The sequence below is a fragment of the Balnearium lithotrophicum genome (assembly GCF_900182585.1).
Taxonomy (GTDB): domain Bacteria; phylum Aquificota; class Aquificia; order Desulfurobacteriales; family Desulfurobacteriaceae; genus Balnearium; species Balnearium lithotrophicum.
The window spans coordinates 21391-42291 of sequence record NZ_FXTM01000012.1; the positions used below are offsets into that span (position 1 = coordinate 21391).

The window sequence follows — 20901 nt, forward strand, 5'->3', positions numbered from 1 at the left end:
ACTGAAAACCAACAATTTCAGCTATACAGGTTTTTACCCTCTTTTCTTATTCAGTTTTCAAGGAACAATCCTTATTTTATCAAAGGAGCTCCCCAAAAAGGAGAGCTCCCAAAATCTAAACGTCCTGAATTGCTCCCTTTGAAGCAGACGTAACAAACTTTGCGTACTTCCTCAAAAACTTTGACTTAATTTCCTTCTGTTTAGGCTGAAACTCTGAAAGCCTCCTTTGTAGCTCCTCCTCACTTATAAGGAGCTCCAACTTCCTTTCTGGAACGTTTATGTGAATTTTATCTCCGTCTCTAACTACTCCTATCGGGCCGCCTTCAGCAGCTTCTGGAGAGATGTGTCCTATACAGGGTCCGTGGGTTCCTCCAGAGAACCTTCCGTCTGTAATCAGAGCAACGGACTCTCCCAATCCCATTCCCATAACTGCGGCAGTAACTGCAAGCATCTCCCTCATTCCCGGTCCACCCTTTGGACCTTCATACCTGATAACTATCACATCTCCGGCCTTTATCTGGCCTTCCATAACGGCCTTCATAGCGTCCTCTTCACAGTCAAATACCCTTGCGGTCCCGGTAAATACTCTCATTTTCTCAGAGAGAGCTCCCTGTTTAATAACCGCCCCATCGGGAGCTAAGTTGCCGTAGAGGATTGCAATTCCTCCCTCTTTGCTGTAAGGGTTGTCAACAGGTCTTATTACGTCATCATCCCAGATTCTCGCAGCAGCTGCAATCTCCTTAATATCAGTTCCTAAAACAGTTGGGTTACTCTCTATCTTCTCGTAAAACCTATTCATTACTCCAGGAATCCCTCCGGCGTAGTGGAGGTCCTCCATCAAGTACTTACCACCAGGCCTCATCGAACAGATTTTTGGAGTTTCCCTACTGAGCTGGTCAAAGAGCTTTATCTCAAAGGGAACTCCTGCCTCGTATGCAATTGCCGGAAGGTGAAGGACTGTGTTTGTCGAACCTCCCAAGGCTAAGTCAACCCTTATTGCATTTCTAAATGCTGCAGGAGTGAGTATGTCCCTTGCCTTTACCCCTCTTTTAACAAGTTCAACAATCTTTTCTCCGGAAGCCTCTGCAATTCTCTTCTTCTCTGCGAGGGGTGCAGGAGACGTTCCACAGTAGGGAAGTGACATTCCCAAGGCCTCTGTTAAACAGGCCATGGTATTTGCAGTAAACATTCCCTGACAAGCTCCAGATGATGGACATGCTGCTCCTTCAAGTTCAAGGAGCTCCTCAAGTGAAATCTCCCCTGCCTTGTACCTTCCAATTGCCTCAAATGTATGGGTAACGAGGTCCAATCTCTCCCTTCCTCTTCTCCCTGCCAACATAGGACCGGCTGTAACAACGATTGCAGGGATGTTGACCCTCGCAGCTCCCATGAGCATTCCTGGGGTTATCTTGTCGCATGCTGTAAGGAGAACAATTCCGTCAAGCTGATGAGCATTAACTACATCCTCAACGGCATCTGCAATGAGCTCCCTAAGAGGAAGGGAGAATCTCATCCCCTCGTGTCCCATTGCTATACCGTCACATATAGCCGGAACCCTAACGATGAAGGGAGTTCCTCCTGCAGCAGCAACTCCCCTTTCGATGAACCTTTCTAGTGAAAACATATCCGAATGGCCGGGAACTAAGTCGGTCCAGCTTGAGATTATTCCAATAAGGGGTTTCTCAATGTCCTTCCTCTGAAGTCCTGTTGCCATCATGAGAGCCCTTGCAGGGAGCTTTTCAAACTCCCTTAAAACATCACTTCTCATTTTCGGCTTCCTCCTTTGCCTTTTTCATAAGGAGAAGCATTTCATCCCTTAGCTTTAACCTTTCTTTTTTGAGTTTTTCTAACTCTATTTCCTCCTGTGGAGTTAGAGCTCTCTTTTTCTCCATCTTATCGATGATGTCGTCAAGTTCCTGGTGTTTCTTCTCAAGGGTCTTAAAGTGGTGAAATTTCTCCCTTGCAAGTGCCTTTAGGTTCTCATCCCTAAGCATTCTTTCCTCCTATATTGAGTTTCATAAGTAGAGCTCCCTCGTTCCCGTAGTACTTTTCTCTCCTGTTAAAATCCTTAAATCCAAACGTTCTGTAGAGTGAAATTGCCCTTTCGTTTTTTTCTGAAACCTCAAGGAAAATCTCACTTACCCCCTTCTCTCTGCAGAATTCGAGTGTTTTTTTTAGAAGGAGTTTTCCTATTCCCTTTCCCTGAAGTACCCTTTTTACTCCTATTCTGTGAATTTCACAAGAGTCACCAACTATCCAGAAGAGGCAGTACCCTGCAAATTCACCATTTTTCTCCGCAACGAACCCAAAGGAAAACGGCAGTTCCAACTCCTTTCTTAAAGTCCTTTCAGAGTAAGGCCTGTTAAAGAGCTCCTTCTCTAATTTTACTACATCGGGAATGTGCTTTTCTGAAAGTTCCTCAAGTTTGAGGCTTTGCATCGTGTTCTCTGACGTAGTGAAACTTTAGAGGTGATAGAAACTCCCTTTCCAGTCTAAGGAGCTTAACGGCCAAGGGAGTTCTCTCTTCAACGTTTGGAAAGAGTGAAAGCTCTTTTGGAATTTCCCCCTTAAAGACAATTAATGGCTTTTCTATCTCTCTAAGTTTTTCCTGAATTTCCGCCAAATCTATATCGAGGGAAACTCCCTTTATCTCTGTATAGTACTTTCCCCTCCTCGCAGGAATTAGTGGAACGGGAGTAAACCCTAATTTTTCATAGCCCGAGGAGAGAGCCCTCAGAGTTGTCCCAGAGAAAACCCTCTTTCCGCACTCTTTAAAGGCCTTTCCTACAGAAACCGAGAGCCTCACTCCAGTGAAGGAACCTGGACCTGACGAGACAACAACTTCCTCAACTTCATCCTTTGAAATGCCAATAAGGTTCAGGAGGTTATCAATCTGTTTAAATACAACTTCAGCGTGAATTTTCGGCCTGTTCCAGCTGACAGATGAAAGGATTTCATTTCCCTGAGAGACTGCAATACTTCCTTCAGGCAGAGATAGGTCTATTCCCAGTCTAATCATGCCGTCTTCATCACCCTTACCAAGATTGGCTTTCCGTTTTCATCGACGTCCAGTATCTCTATCTTTACATTGGCTATATCAATAGTTTTCTTCCTCTTTATAACAATTCCTCTCTCCTTTGATATCCTCTCTATAAGGTCAACGAGGTACTTGTTCTCCTCAAACGGAATGTGAACGTCCAACATCTCGTTTAATGATTCAATCGTTATGTAAGGGTCAATTATCACCGAAGTTCCTGGAGGAATTGTCTTTAATGTGAGGAATTTTCTTATAAAGAACAAAATCAACAGCGAGATTGTTCCCAAAAGAACATTTTTAAAGTCGTGACCGGCAATGATGATTTCCCTCGCTATTGCAATCAAGAGAACGTCAAAGACAATTCTCGGCTGGTGTTTTATGAGCATTATTGTAAGTTCAATAACAATGACAAACATTAGAAGGGGAGAAATGAGCTCCTTGAGGCTCTCCGTTGACTCCTTGAAGTGCCCCGTCAGTATTATCTCTTCAAAACGGAGTAGGTGAGGAGAGGCTACTAAAAACTCAATAAATAGAACTATTGATATTAGGAGGAGGGCTATCGTTATTGAAATGAGAAAGACCTCTGAAACTGTAGAAAGTATTTGTTCAACTCTCTTTAACTTTAAATTCATAGCCCCGTCCCCCTCAGGTAGAAGTTGATTATTTCGTCGCCGAAGAAGAGTGAAATCAGAGCTCCAATTGCCAAAAAAGGACCAAACGGTACAGGGAGTTCCTTGCTCCTTTTATTTAAAATAATCAGAAAGATTCCAACAAGAGCTCCAATGAACGATGCAGAAAAGAGCGTTAATAAAACCTTTTTCCAGCCTAAAAAAGCACCCACAACTGCCATTATGTTTGCATCCCCGTAGCCCATTCCCTCCTTTCCGGTTAAAACGTAGTAGGTCTCAATTATAAATAGGATAACTCCGGCTCCAAAGGAGGCTCCAAAAACGGCCTCTTTAAACGTCTGAGATTTTGAAAGGAAAGAGAGAAAAAGTCCAAAATTGAGTGCAAAGTAGCTGAGCTTTACCGGTACTTCCATAGTTTCAAGGTCTATGAAGGAAACGATAATAAGGTAGTAAACGAGGATGAGGAAGTAGAGGGAGTCAAAGGAGAGACCGAACTTACACACAACTCCTAAAGTTAGAATGCCCGTAAGGAGTTCCACCAAAGGGTATCTTAAACTTATCCTTTCTCCGCAGTTTCTACACTTTCCCCTCAGGATTAAATAACTTAAAACAGGAATATTGTCGTAAGGTTCAATTCTCCCTCCACACTCCGGGCAATGTGACGGAGGCCAAACAATGGATTCTCCCTTAGGAATTCTGTATATACAAACGTTCAAAAAACTTCCGACCATAAGTCCAAGGATAAATGCCAATAGACAGTAGAGCATTAATGAGTCTCCTGGGGTGCCGATTTAATGAATCTTACCATTCCCTTCAAAAACTCCTTCCACTTCTCAACGGCGCTTTTAACTTCTGTTTTTAAAACCTCTAACGCCTCCTCCTCTTTTCCCTCGTACATGAGGTCGTCCAACTTGAAGACCGCATCCTCCAACTTTGCTATCTCCTCATCTATTCCGTTGTATATGGGAAGGAGTTTTGAACCTGTATCAACAACCTTAACCGTCCAGTCCAAAGAGTCTAAAAGGTTGTGGAGCATCAGTTTTGAGAGGTCCGGTTTTGTGTGCCAGTCCTTAACTATCTGGTCTATTGCTACAGCCATTCCATCAAGGGCCAAAAGGGCAAGTTCAATCTGCTTCCTTACCATATTTTGAGAGGGCTCTGTAACTATGTTTAGCTCCTCAAGGTTTTTAATGAGGTCAACCTTTGATGGGTGGAGCTTCTCTCCATCCTTTTCAACGTACTTTATTGAGCGTGAAGGAAAGAGGTACCTGTACTCAATGAGCCTTAACAGCCCCGTTGTTGGTGTTTTATCAAACTCCTTTCCAACCTCAAACTCAATCGGTTTTCCGTCAATCTTAACCTTCAGCCTTCTCTTTTCCCCTGACATTTTCAAACAGCACCTCCAGAGCTCTCTCCTTGGAAATTTTTATAGCTTCCCTTCTACCTATAAATATGGAGGAGAGAAACTTAAGGAGCTTTTCATCGCCAAGGGGAAATTTAGTCTCATCTATTAGGTTTACAATTGTTTTAATTTCCCTCTCTATCTGATTTTTGCTTTCGTACCTTTCTGAAAGTGCTTCCCTCAGGGCATCAAAGATTTCGCCTATTCTCTCCTTTATTCCATTTATGAGTGGAACTTCAGAGTGGTAGTTTAGAAGTTTTCCAGCCCTTGCAAGGGCGTTTCCCCTCATGTATCCAAGCCCCTTTATGCTTCCAAGGAGTGAAAACTCGTAAGGAATTCCAGCCCTAATCGTCATTACTACTCTGTGAACCCTTTCAAAATCAACTATGTTGAGCCGGCACAGGAGCTGTCCTAATAGGGAGCTCTCTGTAGGAAGCGTTGAGAGTTCGCCCGGAGGCCTTGCAATGTTCTTAAAGGGAAAGAGCTCTCCAAGGGAATAAAAGGAAAGAACCTCCCAGTTGTCTTCAGCATCGATTCCCGTACTCTCACTAACCTTCTCTGAGAGTCTAAGGGATTCCCCTCTAAATGCCTCTCCAACAAAAAGCTCAAGGGTTTTAGGATTGAACTCCCTTCTGATTAAGGGCCTTACGGAGAACGTGTATCCCAAGGTTGGGTTTTCCTCAATTAACTCCGATGATAAGCTCAGCCTCTTTATGAACTCCTCATAGCAGAATGGTGATACAAAGGATGAAACGAGGATACCTGTAAGTTTTGTCGGCCTTTCACCTTCTAAAAATCCCCTTTCAGAGAGCTCCTCCAAAATCTCCTCAATCTCCTTAATGAGAAACGGGTTTCTCTTTATGCTGAACATCTTTGAAAGCGATTTTTTCCACTCCTTCCCATACCTAATTAGAGGACCCAAAACCATTAAACTCAAAAGGGAACGTCTCCTGTTGGGACAGGCTGCTCCTTCCCTTTCCCCAATTCCAGAGGAGAGCCCCGTTGAAAATGGCATCTCCATTTCCCTCTTTAAGGCTTCCTCTAAGGATTTCTCCTTTGCTCCTGTTACGACAATGTAGGAGTATCCTTTATCTGAAAGGCCAAACCTTCCTGCCCTTCCCTCCATCTGGAGAACGGTTAACGGGTCGGGGAAGAACCTGTACTCCCTTGTAAACATGTCAAACCTTCCCCTTACAAGTATCACAACGCTGTCCGCAGGAAGGTTTACTCCGTAGGCCAGAGTCTGCGTAGCATAGAGCCTGTTTAAATCTCCGTCCTTGAAGGACCTTTCAATCTTCTCCCTCTCCTCCTGTGGAACGTCTGCATTGTGAAAAGCAACCTTCTCCTCAGATTTTGGCTCTTTTGGGATAAACGGAAGGGTTTCGTTTAGAATCTCTCTTCTGTAGGTTGTATTTTCAACCTGTAGAGCTCCCCAACCCAAATTCTTACTTGGAAGGAAGATTAAAGTTTTCCCTTTTGGTTTCAGGGTTTCTAAAAAGGAGACGACCTTCCCCTCAGGAGTACTTTTAGGAAGCTTAACCCTCCTCATGAACTTGCTAAAGTTTATTATCCTCCTCTCTAAAGGTACGGGGCGCCATTCAGACTCTATCAGGAGCTCTGCCTCTATCCATTCTGAAAGCTCTGGAGCTCCAGGAATTGTTGCAGAGAGGGCAAGAGTCGGAATTTCCTCCTCTAAGGCGTAGCTTACAATCTCCTCAACAACGGCTCCCCTTGAGGAGTCTCTAATTATGTGGACTTCGTCTATTACCAAAGCTCCGGCCTCTTCAAACCAGTGAGCTCTGTTCCTTGCTGCAGATATTAAGCTCTCGTACGTACAGACAATACAGGGTTGGTTTATCTCAGAGAGTTCCTCGACCAAATCTCCCGTTCTGATTCCCACTTTCTCAAAGTATGGCTTAAACTCCTTAAACTTTTCCCATATTAGTGAGCGGGTTGGTGCAGTGTAGATAAACTTTCCGGAACTGTTTTTAAGCTGAAACAGTAAGGATATTAGGGTTTTACCAGAACTTGTAGGAGATGAAACGAGGACGTTTCCCCCTTTGTAAAACCTGTAGAAAACGGTCTGGATGGGGTTGAGAAGTGGATATTCAAATGGTAAGCCCACCTCCTTCACATTGACCAGTTCTGACCTTTGGAAATCCCCATTTATTAAAAATTCAACAAGACCACTTTTACCATTAAATTTAGAGGATTCTAATACCTTAATGGTTTCCATTTTTCTTAAAAGCTCCTAAATTAAGATTTATTAATTTAGAAAGGAGGGTTTAGATGCAAATTTATATTTTTGAATGTAACAAGTGTGGTGCAGAGTTTGAAGAGGCCATATACTCTCCACTCCAGCTTATGGAGATTAAGTGTCCCTACTGTGGTTCTGAGGACGTTGAAGTGATAGATATTGCAAACTACTGCTCACCCTTCGGCTGAGGTTAATAGAGGGGCGGTCTGCCCCATTTGGTATTCTATAGGAAACAGAAATTAAGAGGTGATTTTGCTTTTAAAAATTCTTATTCTCCTAATTGTTGTAGGGGTTATCTTTGGCTGGGATAAAATAACAAACCTCATAAAGGCCTTCTTCCAGGCAAAGCACGAGTTTAAGAAGGGTCTTAAGGAGAAAGAGGAGAAGGAGGAAAAACCCAAAATAAAGGTTGTTAAGTAGCTCCTCCCCTATTTGCTAATATTAAGAAGCACAAAGGAAGGGGAGGACGGTATGAGGAAAATTTTTCCCTTTTTACTCCTTTCTCTAATTCCTCTTTCCTCAAAGGCCGGAAATGTTGATACCTTTGGAATAGGAGCAAAAGCAACAGCCCTTGGAGGTGCTTTTTCCGCTTATGCAGACGACCCTTTTGCAGTCTACTACAACCCTGCAGGGCTTACCCAAATTGAAAGACCTACTTTATCCTTGGGTTTTGAAGTTTTAAATCCAAAACTTAAAGTTCACAACTTTGAGGCCGTGGATGGCGATGGGAATAGAGTTGAACCTTACGGAATTTCCTTTTCCGACTCCTCAGATAACCTTTTAGTTCCCCACTTTGGTTTTGCAACTCACCTCTGGAACAACGTTTACTTTGGAATTGCTGCTTACGTTCCCTACGGTCTTCACATCAAGTGGGATAGTTCACCTTCAAGAAATTCTGCTTCCTACAACGGATTTGAGTCTTACTATGTAAGGGGTGTTGTAACTCCGACTATGGCTATAAAGTTAACCGATAGACTGTCTGCCGGTTTTGGCGTCTCCTTTGGGCGGTCTGATGCAGGAACACAGAGGAGAATCTACGCTCCTTCAATTCCCTCCCTCCACGGAAGAGTTATAAAAGGAAACCTACACGACGACCTTAACGTTTCATTTAACTTCGGTCTCCTATACAAACCCTACGATAACTTTTCCGTCGGTTTAACCTACCGTTCAAGAACTGATACGGACTTTGAGGGAACTGTAGAGGTAAAGGGAGTTGATAAGGTTGGGGCCTCAACAAAGATTGACCACCCTGAACAGCTCCAGTTGGGGCTGAAGTACAGTCCAAACAAGAGGTTAACCCTAACTACAGACTTTGTCTGGACAAGATGGAGCACTGTAAAGGACTATACGGTAAAGTTTGACCGACCTTTGCTTGGAAAAAGGGAGGAGTACTTTCCGAGGGACTGGAAGGATACGAGGCAGATTAGATTGGGTATCGAGTACAAGTGGAACGAAATTCTTACCTTAAGGGGAGGTTACTTCTACGACCCTTCCCCTATTCCAGACCATACGTTCGACCTTTTATGGCCGGATGCCGATAAAAAGACTTACTCCTTAGGAGCTGGGCTGAACCTTGGAAGATTAAAGATTGATACAGTTCTCCAGTACGTGGTGGCCGAGTACAAGAGGGAAATAGGTGGAGAGAGTGAGAATTTAAATAACAGCTATCCAGGCGTTAACGGAAACCCCGGAAATGTTTCTATGTCGGCCGATGGCCACGTCTGGGGCTACGGAATAACCGTCAGCTATTCCTTTTAATTCGGAGGTTTAATTGAAGTCATTAACCACGTTTGACGTTTTAGATATACCTTCAAAGACGTACGATGCTGTCATTGTTGGAAGCGGAGCTGCCGGATTAACCTGTGGGATTGTTTTAAGGGAGTTGGGTTTAAAGGTCTGTGTAATTACCAAGTCAAGGGCTAACGAGAGTTCCACAAACCTTGCACAGGGTGGTATAGCCGTTGCCCTCTCTAAGGAGGACTCTCCAGACCTCCACTTTAACGATACGATGAGGGCAGGGGCTGGCCTTGTCGTTCCGAAGATGGTTAGGGTTTTAGTTGAGGAGGGAGTTAAGAGGGTTATCGATTTGCTAAGGTTTGGAGCCCGTTTTGAAAGGGATAAAGATGGATTTTTAAAGTTTACAAAGGAAGCTGCCCACTCCGTCTCAAGGATTGTTTACTACAAGGATAAGACTGGAGAGGAGGTCGAGAGAGTACTCCTAAACACTTACAATGGAGATTTGATAGAGGGAGCTCTTTTAAGGGAGCTCCTTGTAAAGAACGGCAGGTGTTACGGTGTACTGGCGTCCATTGATGGGGAATTGTGTGCACTCTACGCTCCTGTAGTAGCAGTTGCGACTGGAGGTGCTGCAGGCCTTTACCTGAAAAATACAAATCCTCCAACATCCACTGGTGACGGCATTTCGACTGCTCTGAGGTATGGAGCAGAGCTCCAGGACTTGGAGTTTGTCCAGTTCCACCCAACGGCCTTCTGCGATGGAAATGGGTGTTTCCTCATATCTGAGGCCGTTCGTGGAGAAGGGGCAATCTTAGTTGATAAATTTGGAAGGAGATTTATGGGAGACTACCACCACCTATGGGAGCTTGCCCCAAGGGACGTCGTAACGAGGGCGATAGAGAGCCAAAAGAGGATAACGGGAGGAGAGGTATTTTTGGACTTTAGGCCTATAGAGGAAAGGGGAATAGACATTGAGGAGAGGTTCCCCACAATTGTGAAGAGACTAAGGGAAAGGGGATTGGACCCGAAAAAGGAGCTCATTCCAATAACTCCCGTTGCACACTACTACATAGGAGGTATAAAGGTAGATACCTTTGGAAGAACAAGTATAGATGGGCTTTTTGCTGTTGGAGAGGCTTCCTGTACAGGAATTCACGGTGCAAATAGGCTAGCAAGCAACTCCCTCCTTGAGTGTTTGGTGTTTGGAAATAGAGCTGCATATGGAATGTACAGGGACTGGAGGTATTTCAGTAGGGATTTCTCAGAGGTAAGAATTAAAATAGAGAGAGTTCCCTACAAAGTGGAAGAGTCGTTCTCCTTGGATGATGTTAAGAGAACAATGTGGGAGAAGGTTGGGATTTTTAGAAGTGCAAACTCCCTGATGGAGGCAATAGAAAAACTATCAAAAATAGCAATGTCAAATTCAGATTGGATTGTTAGAAACGGAGCTCTCTTAGGACTTGCAATCTCTGTAAGTGCCATGAGAAGGGAGGAGAGTAGGGGAGGTCACTACAGGACGGACTTTCCCTACGAAAGGGAGGAGTTTAGAAAGCACAGCACGTTCAGTTTTAGAGACTTGGTAAACCTGCTTTAACTTAGAAATTCTTTTAAGATTCTATAGTTTTCCTTAACCTTTTCTACCTCAACGTATTCGTTTTTCTGGTGGGCTTGGTGAGGCTGACCGGGGCCAAAGTTTACGGCATCTATTCCAAACTCTGAAAGCTGAGCGACGTCAGTCCAGGCCTGTTTCGGTTCAACTTTTAATTTAAACCTATCTATGAATTCCCTTAAAATGGGGTTGTCTAAACATGGGCGGGCTGCAGGGGAGACGTCTGTGAATTCAACCTTATCAGCCTCCACCTTTTTTGAAATTGAGAGGAGCTCCTCCTTTGCCTCGTTCACCGTCTTTGTTGGCGAAAACCTGTAGTTGATGTTGACTTTAAATTCCTCAGGAATGATGTTTCTTCCTCCCTTGTACTCCGTCATTGTTGCATTCAAAACCTCGTAGTAAGTGAGACTTTCAACTTTGTAGGGTTTTGGCTCGAGTTCACTCAGGAATTTAAGTAGTTTCCAGGACCTGTGAATCGCGTTTTTCCCTTCCCACGGTCTTGCAGAGTGGGCTCTCTTTCCCCTAAATATGAACCAGCTGTGTATCACCCCTAAGCAACCAACCTGCACAACGTTATCCGTTGGCTCTAAGACAAAAGCGAAGTTAACGTTTTCCAAAATTTCCCTCGATTCCCCATCGTTAAGTAGGAGTTTGAGTCCGTTGTTTTCGTAGGGTCCCTCTTCCCTCTCGTACAAAACAAAAACAGGATTAAACCTGCTTTTCTCCCTTGAAAAGTCATCGGCAAGCTTCAGTATTACGGCATCTCCAGACTTCATATCACTTGAACCGAGGCCGTAGAGCTTTCCATCTATCAGCTTTCCAGTGAATTCGTTCTCCCCTGGAACTGTATCAAGGTGTCCAACGAAAGCTACAGTTTTCTTATTTTTATCAAAATCCTTAAAGGCTAAAAGGGTATTGTTTTTCCTTATTACGTTTAAATTCCTTTCTTTTAAAAAGTTTTCACAGAAATCGCAGATTTGCCCTTCGTTTCCGTAGACAGATGGGATTGAAAGGAGTTTTTTGAGGAGCTCTACGGGCATCTCTACTCCGTTTTAGAAGTGGTGGGCCCGGGAGGACTCGAACCTCCGACCGTCCGGTTATGAGCCGGATGCTCTAACCAACTGAGCTACGGGCCCGTATTTGGTGGAGCCGGTGGGATTCGAACCCACGACCTTCAGACTGCCAGCCTGACGCTCTCCCAGCTGAGCTACGGCCCCATAGTTGGCGTCCCCAGGGGGATTCGAACCCCCGTCGCCGGCGTGAAAGGCCGGTGTCCTAGGCCGGGCTAGACGATGGGGACGCTTTGAGTGGTGAGCCGCCCAGGACTCGAACCTGGGACCTACGGATTAAAAGTCCGTTGCTCTACCAACTGAGCTAGCGGCCCACTCTTAACGGTGATTAATATAGATTTAACTTTTTCTTTGTCAAGTTGTTGATTCTGCTTAATATATATTCTTGGAATACTAATTTATGGAGGATACTGTGATATCCGAGGAACTTCTTAATATTTTAGTTTGCCCTAAGTGTAAGGGTGACCTTGAATACAGGGAAAAGGAGCAAAAACTCGTATGTCACAAGTGCAAGCTTGCATATCCTATAGTTGATGATATTCCAGTAATGTTGATTGATGAGGCTGAAAAAATTGATGAATAAAGTGAGTTTTCTCCTTTCCCTTTTTATAACTGTTGTTTTTGTCGGTTCAACAGTTTACGGAATATGGAGAACATTTAAAAAAAAGAGGTAGGGAGCTCTAATGGTAAACATAAAGGACTTAAACTTTGAAGAGCTTAAGGAATTTGTAAAGGAATTGGGATTAGAACCTTACAGGGCAAAGCAAATTTCACAGTGGGTTTACAAAAAGAGGGTTTCGTCATTCAATGAAATGACAAACATCAGTAAAAGGACAAGGGAGGAGCTCTCCAAGAGGGCAAACATAGATATTTTAAAACTCGTTAAGGTTGAGGAGTCAAAGGACGGAACGAGGAAGTACCTCTTTGAGCTTCAAGATGGAAATAGAATTGAGTCTGTCTTTATTCCTGAGAAGGACTGGAACACCATTTGCGTTTCAACTCAGGTAGGTTGCCCTGCAGGGTGTAAGTTCTGCCTAACTGCAAAGGATGGATTTACGAGAAACCTAACAGCCGGGGAGATTGTTGACCAGTACATTCAGGTTCAAAGGGACGTCGGGGAGGATAGGAGAATATCGAACGTTGTCTTTATGGGAATGGGGGAACCCCTTTTAAATTTTGACAACGTGAAAAAGGCAGTTGAAATCATGACTCACAAGGATATGCTTGACCTTTCAAAGAGGAAAATAACGGTTTCAACGGTTGGCGTAGTTCCAGGAATTGAGAGAATGGCAAGGGAGTTAAACAGAGTAAAGTTGGCAGTCTCCCTCCATGCAACAACGGACGAGGTAAGGGAGAGAATCGTTCCCATAAATAGGAAGTGGGGAATAAAAGACATTTTGAGGGCCCTCAGAGACTATCCTGCAGACAACACAAGAAGGATAATGGTTGAGTATGTTATGCTGAAAAATGTAAACGACACTAAGGAGGATGCCCACAGGCTCGCAAGGTTGGTTAGGGGGCTTCCCGTTAAGGTTAACCTTATTCCCTTCAATCCCTATCCGGGAGCTCCCTTCGAACCTACTCCGAGGGAGGAGATAGAGAAATTCCAGAAGATACTTTGGGACTACAACATAGCAACGTTCATTAGGGACTCTAAGGGACAGGACATATCTGCAGCCTGCGGAATGCTCAGAACTAAGGAGAAAACAACCGTTTAGGGAGGGAGTTGTGCTGAGAATAGTTTTACTGATTTTAGGAAGTGCTTTAGTTTTTACTTCCTGCTGTCCTTGCTGTAAGCCGTGTCACTGTTATCACAGATGCGGTTGTCAAGTAGAAAATAAATAAGGAGGGAAAGATGGCCGTTCCTTTTACTGCCTATCTGTTTCAGCAGGGAATTGATGATGAACTCATTCTTCTTCTCAACGAGATTGCCTCTGCAACGAAGGAGATTGCCGGCAAGGTGAGAAAGGCCGGCCTTTTGGGGGTTTTGGGAAGTGCAGGAAAGACGAACGTTCAGGGAGAGGAAGTTCAAAAGTTGGACGAACTTGCAAATGAGATTCTCCTTGAAAACCTCAAAAACTGCGGTAAGGTATGCCAGCTGACGTCCGAGGAGGTTGAGGACTGCCTTATCGTTTCAGAGTCTGGATACTCCGTTGCATTTGACCCCCTTGATGGCTCGTCAAACATAGACGTTAACGTCAGCATCGGAACAATCTTCTCAATCCACAGAGACAGCGTAATGAGGAGGGGAAGGGAGCAGGTAGCTGCAGGCTACGTAATCTACGGGCCTTCAACTATGCTCGTAATGAGCTTAGGAAATGGAGTTGTTGGATTTACACTCGACCCGGAGTCCGGAAACTTTCTCCTTTCTCACCCTGAAATAAGGATGCCTGAAAAGGGGAAGATATATTCGATAAACGAGGCAAACAGGGACAAGTGGACGAGCGGGAGACTGAGGAAGTTCATAGACTTTTTAAAGGAGAACAAGTACACACAGAGGTACGTTGGTTCGATGGTTGCCGATGTCCACAGGACTCTCCTAAAGGGGGGAATCTTCATATATCCTGCTGATAGAAAAAACACCAACGGAAAGTTGAGGCTCCTCTATGAGGCAAAGCCAATGGCATTTTTGGTTGAACAGGCCGGAGGTCTCTCATCAACGGGAAGCGAGGACATCTTGGACGTCGTTCCGAAGGAGCTCCACCAGAGGGTTCCGGTAATCTTAGGAAGTAGGTGGGAAGTTGAGAAGTGTTTAGAGTTCATGAAGGAAAACTGATTTAGAGGAGGGAGAGATGGAGCTTTACGATGTTGTGGTAGTTGGAGGAGGACCTGCAGGTTTCAATGCAGTTAAAACGATAAGGAGTGTTTATCCTGAAAAAAGGGTCTTACTGGTAAACGACAGAGAAGACCTTCAAATTCCCTGTTCTATTCCCTACGTCGTTTCAGGGAGAATTCCCGTTGAAAAGAACAGGTATCCCCTTGAAAAGGTCAGGGACTTGGGAGCTGAACTGAAGATAGACAGGGTTGTTTCAATTAACCCAAACAGTTCTCAGCTCTTCCTTGAATCGGGGAAAATCGTATCGTACGAGAGGCTAATCCTATCAACGGGTTGGGTTCCAAGGAGGTTGAACCTTGGAGAGGAAAATTTGGAGGGAGTCTTCTACATAGACACATCAACAGAAGGGGTTTCAAGAATAAAGGAGGAGGTTGAAAAGGCCGAAAGGATAGTCATCATCGGAGGAGGTTTCATTTCCATAGGATTTGCAGACCTGATAAGCAGGAAGTTGGGGAAGAAAATCACCGTAATTGAGGCATCAAGTAGGATAGCCTCCGGGGCATTCTCCTCAGAAATTACCTCTGAAATGGAGGAAAAACTCAAATCTCAAGGTGTTGAAATTTTAAAAAATGAGAAGGTTTCATCCTTTGAGGGAAACGGAAGGGTTAAAAGGGTTGTTATTTCCGATGGAAAGGTCGATGCAGACTTAGTTTTAGTATTTGTTGGATTTCTTCCAAATACAAAACTTGCCGTTGACTGCGGTATAGAGACGGAGAGGGGATTTATAAAAACCGACTCCTACTTAAGAACCTCTGTTGACAACATTCTCTCTGCAGGAAACTGCACCTTCCACAGAAGTGCAATTGACGGTGAGTTTACCCCTGGAATGGTTGCATCCGTCTCTGCAAGGGACGGAAGAATTGCAGGTTTAAACGTTACCGGGCCGAGAGTTGAGGATAGGGGAATTGTCCTTGCCGGAATTACTGAGGTTGGAGGAATATTCTACGGCTTCTCAGGTTATACAGAGGAGCTCCTCAATAGAAAGGGCTTTATCTTCAAGAAAGTTTCAGTTGAATCCTCAGACGGCTACCCTTCTGCAATCGGAGCAAAAAGCCTAAGGTTAAACCTCTACTTCCTCAAAAACGGAAGGCTAATCGGTGGGGAGGTTGTAGGGAGCTCCAAAATCGTTTCCTCCCTCGTTGATTTAATTTCAAAGCTAATTGAAGGGGGTGAAAGTGCCGAGAGAATCGCATCTATGAACTCAGTTGCATTTCCACCTGTAACGCCTCCTCCTCTGCTTCAGCCACTACAGGAGGGAGCTCTAAAATTCCTGACTTCTTGAGGTGCTCTTTGAAAAAGGTTGCTGTTGTTGATATCGGTTCGAATACGGTTAAGCTCTTTATCTACGAGGTTAAAAAGAGGAAGATAAGAAAGGTCTTTTCAGAATCTGTCTATCTGAGACTCCTGAAACACGTTAAAAACGGGAGGCTATCAGAGGAAGGAATAGAGGAGCTCATCCTAACCCTGAAAAGCTTTAAGAGGAGAATTGAGGAGTTCAAACCCGACTGTACATTTGCAGTAGGAACGTTTGTTCTGAGGTCTGTTGAGAACTGTAGTGATGTTCTGAGAAGAGTGGGGAAAATTTTTAAAGTTGAAGTCCTATCAGGGGAGGAGGAGGCCTACTACTCTGCCCTTGGAGCTCTCCTTGACGTTAAGTTAAAAGAGGGGCTTCTCTTTGACATAGGGGGAGGAAGCTTAGAGGTCTGCGAGATTCTTGATAGGGAGCCTAAAGGGTGTAAAAGTTATCCCCTTGGAACTCTCTCCTTTGGAGATTCAGTTGTTAACGGAGTCGTTAGGGACGAAAGGAGAATTAGGTGGCTCGTTAGACACTACGTTAACCCTTACGACTTTGAATTTAGTGAGAGTCCGTTTCTCGTGGGGGTAGGTGGAAGCATCAGAGCTCTAAAGAAAATCTCAAAGAGGAGGAGAATAAAGAGGAAGGCTCTCAAAGGTATTGTCGAAAAGCTCCTGAAGATGAAACCTGAGGAAATCTCCAAGGAGTACGGAATAAATCTTAGCAGAGCTCAAACCGTTACAGTTGCAGGGTTAGTTGCCTTAGAGCTCATGGATATATTTAAGTGTAAGGAGCTCATAATCTCAAAGTACGGAATCAGGGAAGGTCTTGTCTACAAGAGGGTGGTCTTGGATGGAGAGTGTTAAGTTTGAACCAAAGCTCTTTATAAACAGGGAGCTCTCCTGGCTTGAGTTTAACAAGAGAGTTTTAGAGGAGTCCGAGGATGAGTCTAACCCCCTCCTTGAGAGGTTAAAGTTCATCGCAATTTTCTTCACAAACCTTGATGAGTTCTTCATGATAAGGGTTGCCGGATTGAAAAAGCAGGTTGAGGCCGGAATAAACAAACCTTCCTTTGACGGCCTAACCCCAAGGGAGCAGCTTAAGAAAATTTCAAGAAAGACGAGGGAGCTCCTGAGACAGACAGAAAAGGACTACAACACCCTTTTAGGACTGCTCAAGAGTGAGGGAATCAGAATCTATAAGTACAGAGAGCTCCCCAAAAGGCTTAAGAGGAAGGCAGACAGTTACTTTGAGGAATTTGTATTTCCGATACTTACTCCTCTTGCCGTAGACCTTACCCACCCCTTTCCCCACCTTCCATCGCTCTCATTCAACATCATTGTCGAAATGCTCTCAAGGGAGCTGAGGTTTGGAATCATTCCCGTTCCTAAAGTCCTTCCGAGGTTTGTGAAGTTGGAGGAGGGGAGCTACGTCTATTTGGAGGACCTGATAATAAACAACGTTCAGGAGCTCTTCCCACAGCAGAGAATAAGGGAAGCAACAACGTTCAGAGTCACAAGGGACGCAGATATAGTCATTCAGGAGGACGAGGCAGACGACCTCTTAGAGGAGGTTGAGAAGGGACTCAGGAAGAGGAGATTTGGAAAACCTGTAAGACTTGAAATAAGCGGAGGAACGGAGCTAACACTTTCCTACCTTAAGGACGAGTTGGAGCTCTTGGATGAAGATATATACCCGATGAAAATTCCTCTGAACCTTTCAGACCTGTGGAAACTCTACAGGGAGATTGACAGGCCTGACCTTAAGTTTCCTCCACACGTTCCCTACTATCCTCCCCAGTTTGAGGTTGAAGTGTTTTCGGCAGTAAAGAGTAGAGATTCTGTTCTCTTTCACCCTTACGAGTCCTTTGACCCGGTGGTGGAGTTGGTTGAAGAGGCCGCTGAGGACCCGAACGTCCTTGCAATAAAGCAGACACTCTACAGGGTTGGGAGGAACTCCCCGATAGTTGAGGCTCTGAGCAGGGCTGCCCAGAACGGAAAGGAGGTTACGGCAGTCGTTGAGCTCAAGGCAAGGTTTGACGAGGAGAGCAACATAGTCTGGGCTAAAAAGCTTGAGGAGGATGGAGTTCACGTTGTTTACGGAGTTCCAGGTTTAAAAACCCACGCTAAGCTCCTCATGATTGTCAGGAAGGAGGAAAATGGAATTAAGAGGTACGTTCACCTTGGAACGGGAAACTACAACGTTGAAACGGCGAAAATTTATTCGGACGTAAGCTTCCTCACTGCAGATGATACGGTCGGTGAGGACGTATCAAGAATCTTCAACGTCATAACGGGGTACTTCCACCCTCCATCACTAAAAAAACTCTACATGTCCCCTATAAACCTAAAGGAAAAAATAGTTTCACTGATAAGGGAAGAGGCAGAGTTGGGTGAGGAGGGGAGGATTGTTGCAAAGATGAACTCGTTGGTTGACCCTGAGGTGATATCGGAGCTCTACAGGGCATCAAGGAAAGGAGTGAAGATTGACCTGATAGTCAGGGGAATCTGCTGTTTGAGGCCTGGAATTAAGGGGGTGAGTGAAAACATAAGGGTCATAAGTATTGTAGGAAAGTACTTGGAGCACGCGAGAATATTTTACTTTAGGAGGGGAGATAGGGTATTTATAAGCAGTGCAGACTGGATGCCGAGAAACTTCCACAGGAGGGTTGAAGCCCTCGTTCAGATAGAGGATAAGAAGTGCAAGGAAAAGCTGAAGAAAATTCTGGAGATTCAGCTAAAGGACACGGCGAAGGCGAGAATCCTACAGAGCGATGGAACTTACGTTAGATACGAAAAGAGAGACTTCAACTCACAGGAGTACTTGGAGAGATGGGTAAGAGAGTTTTCCTTGTAAGACACGCAAAGGCGGTAAAGAGGGAGGAGTGGAAAGGAGATGACTGTGGAAGGCCTTTAACGGAAGAGGGCATTGAGGAGTTTGAAAGTTTCATAAGAGCCGTTTCGTTCATATTCCCAAGGAGGGTTAAAGTTATTTCCTCTCCTTGTAGGAGAGCCCTCCAGACGGCAGAGATTATTTCTAAGGAGGTTGGAGCTCCAGTAAAAGTTGAAGAACTTCTCTCTCCAGATGCCGAACCTGAGGACTACGAAAGGGTTCTAAGAAAGTACAGGGGAAATTTAATCCTTGTAGGCCACGAACCTGACCTGTCGCTCTTTTTAAACTATCTTACCTGTTTAAGTCCTTCAAGAATCTCACTTAAAAAGGGTGCCATTGCTGAGGTAAGAAAAGAGAAGGGGAAATTTTCCCTCTTTGGTTTCTTTAATCCAAAGTATTATAAAATTCGCTCCTGAATTAACAAAGTTTGGAGTATTCCATGGATATTGACCTTTCTCAGCCTTTTGAACTTGCCGAGGATGTTTTTTGGGTTGGTTATTACGTTCCAAACGACCCATTCCAGTGCCACGTCTATTTAATAAGGAACGGAGAGGAGAGTATCCTAATTGACCCCGGAAGTATGATAACTTTCCCTGTGGTTCTTGAAAAGATTTTTAAATTAACAACTCTCAGAAATATAAAGTACATAATAATGCACCATCAGGACCCAGACATCACAGGATGTTATCATACCCTTGAGTCCCTTTTTCCTAAAAACCAACAGAGATTTATCGTTACTCACTGGCGTACAAAGGTTCTTTTGAAACACTACATGTGGAAAACGCCTTTCTACCTAATAGACAAACAAGATTGGAAACTCAAAGCCGGTGATAGAGAACTTGAATTTATTTTCACTCCCTATGCTCACTTTCCAGGGGCTTTTTGTACTTTTGATAAAAAAACAAAAGTTTTGTTTTCCAGCGATATATTTGGAGCCATTTCGGACAAGTTTTTCCTGTTTGCTGTTGATGATGAGGAGTACTACAAGGGAGTGGAGCTCTTTCACAAACACTACATGCCAAGTAGACACATTCTGAACTACGCCTTAGACAGAATTACCGAGAAGAACCCTGAAGTAATAGCCCCTCAGCATGGAAGTATCATAAAGAAGGATATGATTGATAGAGTAGTCAAACGGTTGAGAGATTTAGACTGTGGACTGTATCTTTTAGATGAAAAGGTTTCAGATATAGGACTTTTACAGAAGTTAGACGAAAAGCTTAAAACTCTGTTTAAGAAGATTCTCTCATCATCGGAGTTTGCCGATATCTTGAGGTTCCTATTCCTAACGTTGAAGGAGGAAATTCCCGTTGAAAGGATTGTAGTAGTTAGCGAAAGACTAAAAAATGGAAAATTCCTAAAGATAGAGATAACTGAGGATTCTATAAATGAAAAGACCTTGAAAGAACTGAACCTTAGTGAATTAGAAAAGGGAGAAGGATTTTCCTGGGAGGAGGCTCTCGAAACCGATAAGAAGATAGGACGTTTAATCTTCATTTTTAAAAACAAGGAACTAAGTCAGTTTGAAAGGGAGTTCCTTAGGCTTTTAATAAAACACGTTAAGTATCCTTTAGCAGCAAGTTTTGAGAGAAAAATAACTTTTGAGCTTTTAGAGGAGGAGAAGGAGCTCCTTTTGAAAAAGGCCATAACTGACCCATTAACAAAACTGTACAACAGAAATTACCTGTTTAGTTACCTAGAAGAAATGATACCTAAATCTAAGGAGCACGGATTTCCTATTTCCCTTGCTGTCATTGATATTGATTTCTTCAAACGAATTAACGATACCTACGGCCATTTAATTGGTGACTGTGTTTTAAAGGAGCTCTCAAGTATTTTATCCCACAGTTTTAGGGCAAATGACTGTGTTGCAAGGTACGGTGGAGAGGAGTTTGTTGTTGTTATGCCCTTTAGTACTCTTCATGATGCATGTAAAAAGTTAGAGAAGGTTAGAGAGCAGATAAAGGAGCATGTATTCTGTAAGTCGGAAAATAGGAGTTTGAAGGTTACCGTAAGTGTTGGTGTAACCGAGTATAGGGACTCTATGTCGATAGAGGAATTTATAAAGAGGGCTGACGAGAACCTGTACGAAGCAAAAAGAAGCGGAAGGGACAGGGTTATCTGTAAGTAATTCTTTG

21 protein-coding genes and 4 tRNA genes are annotated in these 20901 nt (G+C 44.0%); 12 read left to right on the forward strand and 13 right to left on the reverse strand.

Translation table 11 applies throughout. The features are described 5' to 3' along the window. Window positions 1–115: 115 nt before the first annotated feature. The 8 genes from ilvD to FN732_RS05310 are packed head-to-tail and all read right to left on the reverse strand — an operon-like array spanning window position 116 to window position 7304. The gene (ilvD, locus tag FN732_RS05275; protein WP_142935522.1) at window positions 116–1768 is read right to left on the reverse strand and encodes a dihydroxy-acid dehydratase; all 1653 of its coding nucleotides are present in this window, start codon (window positions 1766–1768) and stop codon (window positions 116–118) included. Further along, on the reverse strand, window positions 1758–1994 hold the full coding sequence (locus FN732_RS05280; protein ID WP_142935524.1) for a DUF465 domain-containing protein: 237 nt from the start codon (window positions 1992–1994) through the stop codon (window positions 1758–1760). The genes ilvD and FN732_RS05280 overlap by 11 nt, the downstream gene beginning before the upstream one ends. Continuing rightward, window positions 1987–2439: a ribosomal protein S18-alanine N-acetyltransferase gene (gene rimI / locus FN732_RS05285; RefSeq protein WP_142935526.1), complete on the reverse strand. Its 453-nt coding sequence runs from the start codon at window positions 2437–2439 to the stop codon at window positions 1987–1989. The genes FN732_RS05280 and rimI overlap by 8 nt, the downstream gene beginning before the upstream one ends. Beyond that, window positions 2420–3019: a tRNA (adenosine(37)-N6)-threonylcarbamoyltransferase complex dimerization subunit type 1 TsaB gene (tsaB, locus tag FN732_RS05290; RefSeq protein ID WP_142935529.1), complete on the reverse strand. Its 600-nt coding sequence runs from the start codon at window positions 3017–3019 to the stop codon at window positions 2420–2422. Before tsaB ends, rimI begins: the two co-directional genes overlap by 20 nt. Further along, complete coding sequence (locus tag FN732_RS05295; RefSeq protein WP_142935530.1) at window positions 3016–3669, reverse strand: hypothetical protein; 654 nt, start codon at window positions 3667–3669, stop codon at window positions 3016–3018. The genes tsaB and FN732_RS05295 overlap by 4 nt, the downstream gene beginning before the upstream one ends. After that, window positions 3666–4433, reverse strand: coding sequence for a prepilin peptidase (locus FN732_RS05300; protein ID WP_142935531.1), 768 nt, complete (start codon window positions 4431–4433; stop codon window positions 3666–3668). Before FN732_RS05300 ends, FN732_RS05295 begins: the two co-directional genes overlap by 4 nt. Continuing rightward, window positions 4433–5053, reverse strand: a complete 621-nt coding sequence (locus FN732_RS05305; RefSeq protein WP_142935532.1) for a hypothetical protein — start codon at window positions 5051–5053, stop codon at window positions 4433–4435. The genes FN732_RS05300 and FN732_RS05305 overlap by 1 nt, the downstream gene beginning before the upstream one ends. Then, window positions 5022–7304: a DEAD/DEAH box helicase gene (locus FN732_RS05310; RefSeq protein WP_142935533.1), complete on the reverse strand. Its 2283-nt coding sequence runs from the start codon at window positions 7302–7304 to the stop codon at window positions 5022–5024. Before FN732_RS05310 ends, FN732_RS05305 begins: the two co-directional genes overlap by 32 nt. Before the next feature lie 53 nt (window positions 7305–7357). On the opposite strand from FN732_RS05310, the gene FN732_RS05315 reads away from it, so the two are divergent. From FN732_RS05315 to nadB, 4 genes are all read left to right on the forward strand, one after another. After that, window positions 7358–7513, forward strand: coding sequence for an FmdB family zinc ribbon protein (locus FN732_RS05315; RefSeq protein ID WP_142935534.1), 156 nt, complete (start codon window positions 7358–7360; stop codon window positions 7511–7513). Window positions 7514–7577: 64 nt separating this feature from the next. Then, window positions 7578–7745 carry a twin-arginine translocase TatA/TatE family subunit gene (locus tag FN732_RS05320; RefSeq protein ID WP_142935535.1) on the forward strand — a complete coding sequence of 56 codons (168 nt, stop codon included), beginning with the start codon at window positions 7578–7580 and terminating at the stop codon, window positions 7743–7745. Window positions 7746–7796: 51 nt separating this feature from the next. Next, complete coding sequence (locus FN732_RS05325) at window positions 7797–9083, forward strand: OmpP1/FadL family transporter (RefSeq protein WP_142935536.1); 1287 nt, start codon at window positions 7797–7799, stop codon at window positions 9081–9083. 13 nt (window positions 9084–9096) lie between these two features. Continuing rightward, entirely contained in the window at window positions 9097–10656 is a 1560-nt protein-coding gene (gene nadB / locus FN732_RS05330; RefSeq protein WP_142935537.1) for an L-aspartate oxidase, read from the forward strand. Here nadB and dapE read toward each other — a convergent pair. The 5 genes from dapE to FN732_RS05355 all read right to left on the reverse strand — a co-directional run bounded on the left by dapE (window position 10653) and on the right by FN732_RS05355 (window position 12055). Continuing rightward, the gene (gene dapE, locus FN732_RS05335) at window positions 10653–11711 is read right to left on the reverse strand and encodes a succinyl-diaminopimelate desuccinylase (RefSeq protein WP_142935538.1); all 1059 of its coding nucleotides are present in this window, start codon (window positions 11709–11711) and stop codon (window positions 10653–10655) included. The genes nadB and dapE overlap by 4 nt on opposite strands. Before the next feature lie 19 nt (window positions 11712–11730). Beyond that, window positions 11731–11807, reverse strand: a tRNA-Ile gene (locus FN732_RS05340). Between the two features lie 5 nt (window positions 11808–11812). Beyond that, window positions 11813–11888 (reverse strand) — tRNA-Ala (locus FN732_RS05345). A gap of 5 nt (window positions 11889–11893) precedes the next feature. Further along, window positions 11894–11971: transfer RNA gene (locus FN732_RS05350), tRNA-Glu, on the reverse strand. Window positions 11972–11979: 8 nt separating this feature from the next. Next, window positions 11980–12055: transfer RNA gene (locus FN732_RS05355), tRNA-Lys, on the reverse strand. 98 nt (window positions 12056–12153) lie between these two features. Here FN732_RS05355 and FN732_RS05360 point away from each other — a divergent pair. From FN732_RS05360 to FN732_RS05395, 8 genes are all read left to right on the forward strand, one after another. Then, a complete protein-coding gene (locus FN732_RS05360; protein ID WP_185954255.1) occupies window positions 12154–12324 on the forward strand; it encodes a Trm112 family protein in 171 nt (56 codons plus the stop codon). A 100-nt stretch (window positions 12325–12424) separates the two neighbouring features. Further along, complete coding sequence (gene rlmN / locus FN732_RS05365; RefSeq protein ID WP_142935540.1) at window positions 12425–13459, forward strand: dual-specificity RNA methyltransferase RlmN; 1035 nt, start codon at window positions 12425–12427, stop codon at window positions 13457–13459. Window positions 13460–13596: 137 nt separating this feature from the next. After that, window positions 13597–14517 (forward strand): class 1 fructose-bisphosphatase, encoded by a 921-nt coding sequence (gene fbp, locus FN732_RS05370; RefSeq protein ID WP_142935541.1) that lies wholly within the window; start codon window positions 13597–13599, stop codon window positions 14515–14517. Between the two features lie 16 nt (window positions 14518–14533). After that, window positions 14534–15859 carry an FAD-dependent oxidoreductase gene (locus tag FN732_RS05375; RefSeq protein ID WP_142935542.1) on the forward strand — a complete coding sequence of 442 codons (1326 nt, stop codon included), beginning with the start codon at window positions 14534–14536 and terminating at the stop codon, window positions 15857–15859. Between the two features lie 8 nt (window positions 15860–15867). After that, window positions 15868–16737: a Ppx/GppA phosphatase family protein gene (locus tag FN732_RS05380; protein ID WP_142935543.1), complete on the forward strand. Its 870-nt coding sequence runs from the start codon at window positions 15868–15870 to the stop codon at window positions 16735–16737. Then, window positions 16724–18727 carry a polyphosphate kinase 1 gene (gene ppk1, locus FN732_RS05385; RefSeq protein WP_142935544.1) on the forward strand — a complete coding sequence of 668 codons (2004 nt, stop codon included), beginning with the start codon at window positions 16724–16726 and terminating at the stop codon, window positions 18725–18727. Before FN732_RS05380 ends, ppk1 begins: the two co-directional genes overlap by 14 nt. Next, entirely contained in the window at window positions 18703–19179 is a 477-nt protein-coding gene (locus FN732_RS05390; RefSeq protein ID WP_142935545.1) for a SixA phosphatase family protein, read from the forward strand. Before ppk1 ends, FN732_RS05390 begins: the two co-directional genes overlap by 25 nt. Before the next feature lie 23 nt (window positions 19180–19202). After that, window positions 19203–20894: an oxygen-binding di-iron domain-containing protein gene (locus tag FN732_RS05395; RefSeq protein WP_142935546.1), complete on the forward strand. Its 1692-nt coding sequence runs from the start codon at window positions 19203–19205 to the stop codon at window positions 20892–20894. Window positions 20895–20901: the final 7 nt, after the last annotated feature.

What these genes read in the sequence shown, in the direction of transcription:
- ilvD (WP_142935522.1), bottom strand. Translation starts at nt 1,768, where the DNA reads ATGAGAAGTGATGTTTTAAGGGAGTTTGAAAAGCTCCCTGCAAGGGCT.
- FN732_RS05280 (WP_142935524.1), bottom strand. Translation starts at nt 1,994, where the DNA reads ATGCTTAGGGATGAGAACCTAAAGGCACTTGCAAGGGAGAAATTTCAC.
- rimI (WP_142935526.1), bottom strand. Translation starts at nt 2,439, where the DNA reads ATGCAAAGCCTCAAACTTGAGGAACTTTCAGAAAAGCACATTCCCGAT.
- tsaB (WP_142935529.1), bottom strand. Translation starts at nt 3,019, where the DNA reads ATGATTAGACTGGGAATAGACCTATCTCTGCCTGAAGGAAGTATTGCA.
- FN732_RS05295 (WP_142935530.1), bottom strand. Translation starts at nt 3,669, where the DNA reads ATGAATTTAAAGTTAAAGAGAGTTGAACAAATACTTTCTACAGTTTCA.
- FN732_RS05300 (WP_142935531.1), bottom strand. Translation starts at nt 4,433, where the DNA reads ATGCTCTACTGTCTATTGGCATTTATCCTTGGACTTATGGTCGGAAGT.
- FN732_RS05305 (WP_142935532.1), bottom strand. Translation starts at nt 5,053, where the DNA reads ATGTCAGGGGAAAAGAGAAGGCTGAAGGTTAAGATTGACGGAAAACCG.
- FN732_RS05310 (WP_142935533.1), bottom strand. Translation starts at nt 7,304, where the DNA reads ATGGAAACCATTAAGGTATTAGAATCCTCTAAATTTAATGGTAAAAGT.
- FN732_RS05315 (WP_142935534.1), top strand. Translation starts at nt 7,358, where the DNA reads ATGCAAATTTATATTTTTGAATGTAACAAGTGTGGTGCAGAGTTTGAA.
- FN732_RS05325 (WP_142935536.1), top strand. Translation starts at nt 7,797, where the DNA reads ATGAGGAAAATTTTTCCCTTTTTACTCCTTTCTCTAATTCCTCTTTCC.
- dapE (WP_142935538.1), bottom strand. Translation starts at nt 11,711, where the DNA reads ATGCCCGTAGAGCTCCTCAAAAAACTCCTTTCAATCCCATCTGTCTAC.
- rlmN (WP_142935540.1), top strand. Translation starts at nt 12,425, where the DNA reads ATGGTAAACATAAAGGACTTAAACTTTGAAGAGCTTAAGGAATTTGTA.
- fbp (WP_142935541.1), top strand. Translation starts at nt 13,597, where the DNA reads ATGGCCGTTCCTTTTACTGCCTATCTGTTTCAGCAGGGAATTGATGAT.
- FN732_RS05375 (WP_142935542.1), top strand. Translation starts at nt 14,534, where the DNA reads ATGGAGCTTTACGATGTTGTGGTAGTTGGAGGAGGACCTGCAGGTTTC.
- ppk1 (WP_142935544.1), top strand. Translation starts at nt 16,724, where the DNA reads ATGGAGAGTGTTAAGTTTGAACCAAAGCTCTTTATAAACAGGGAGCTC.
- FN732_RS05390 (WP_142935545.1), top strand. Translation starts at nt 18,703, where the DNA reads ATGGGTAAGAGAGTTTTCCTTGTAAGACACGCAAAGGCGGTAAAGAGG.
- FN732_RS05395 (WP_142935546.1), top strand. Translation starts at nt 19,203, where the DNA reads ATGGATATTGACCTTTCTCAGCCTTTTGAACTTGCCGAGGATGTTTTT.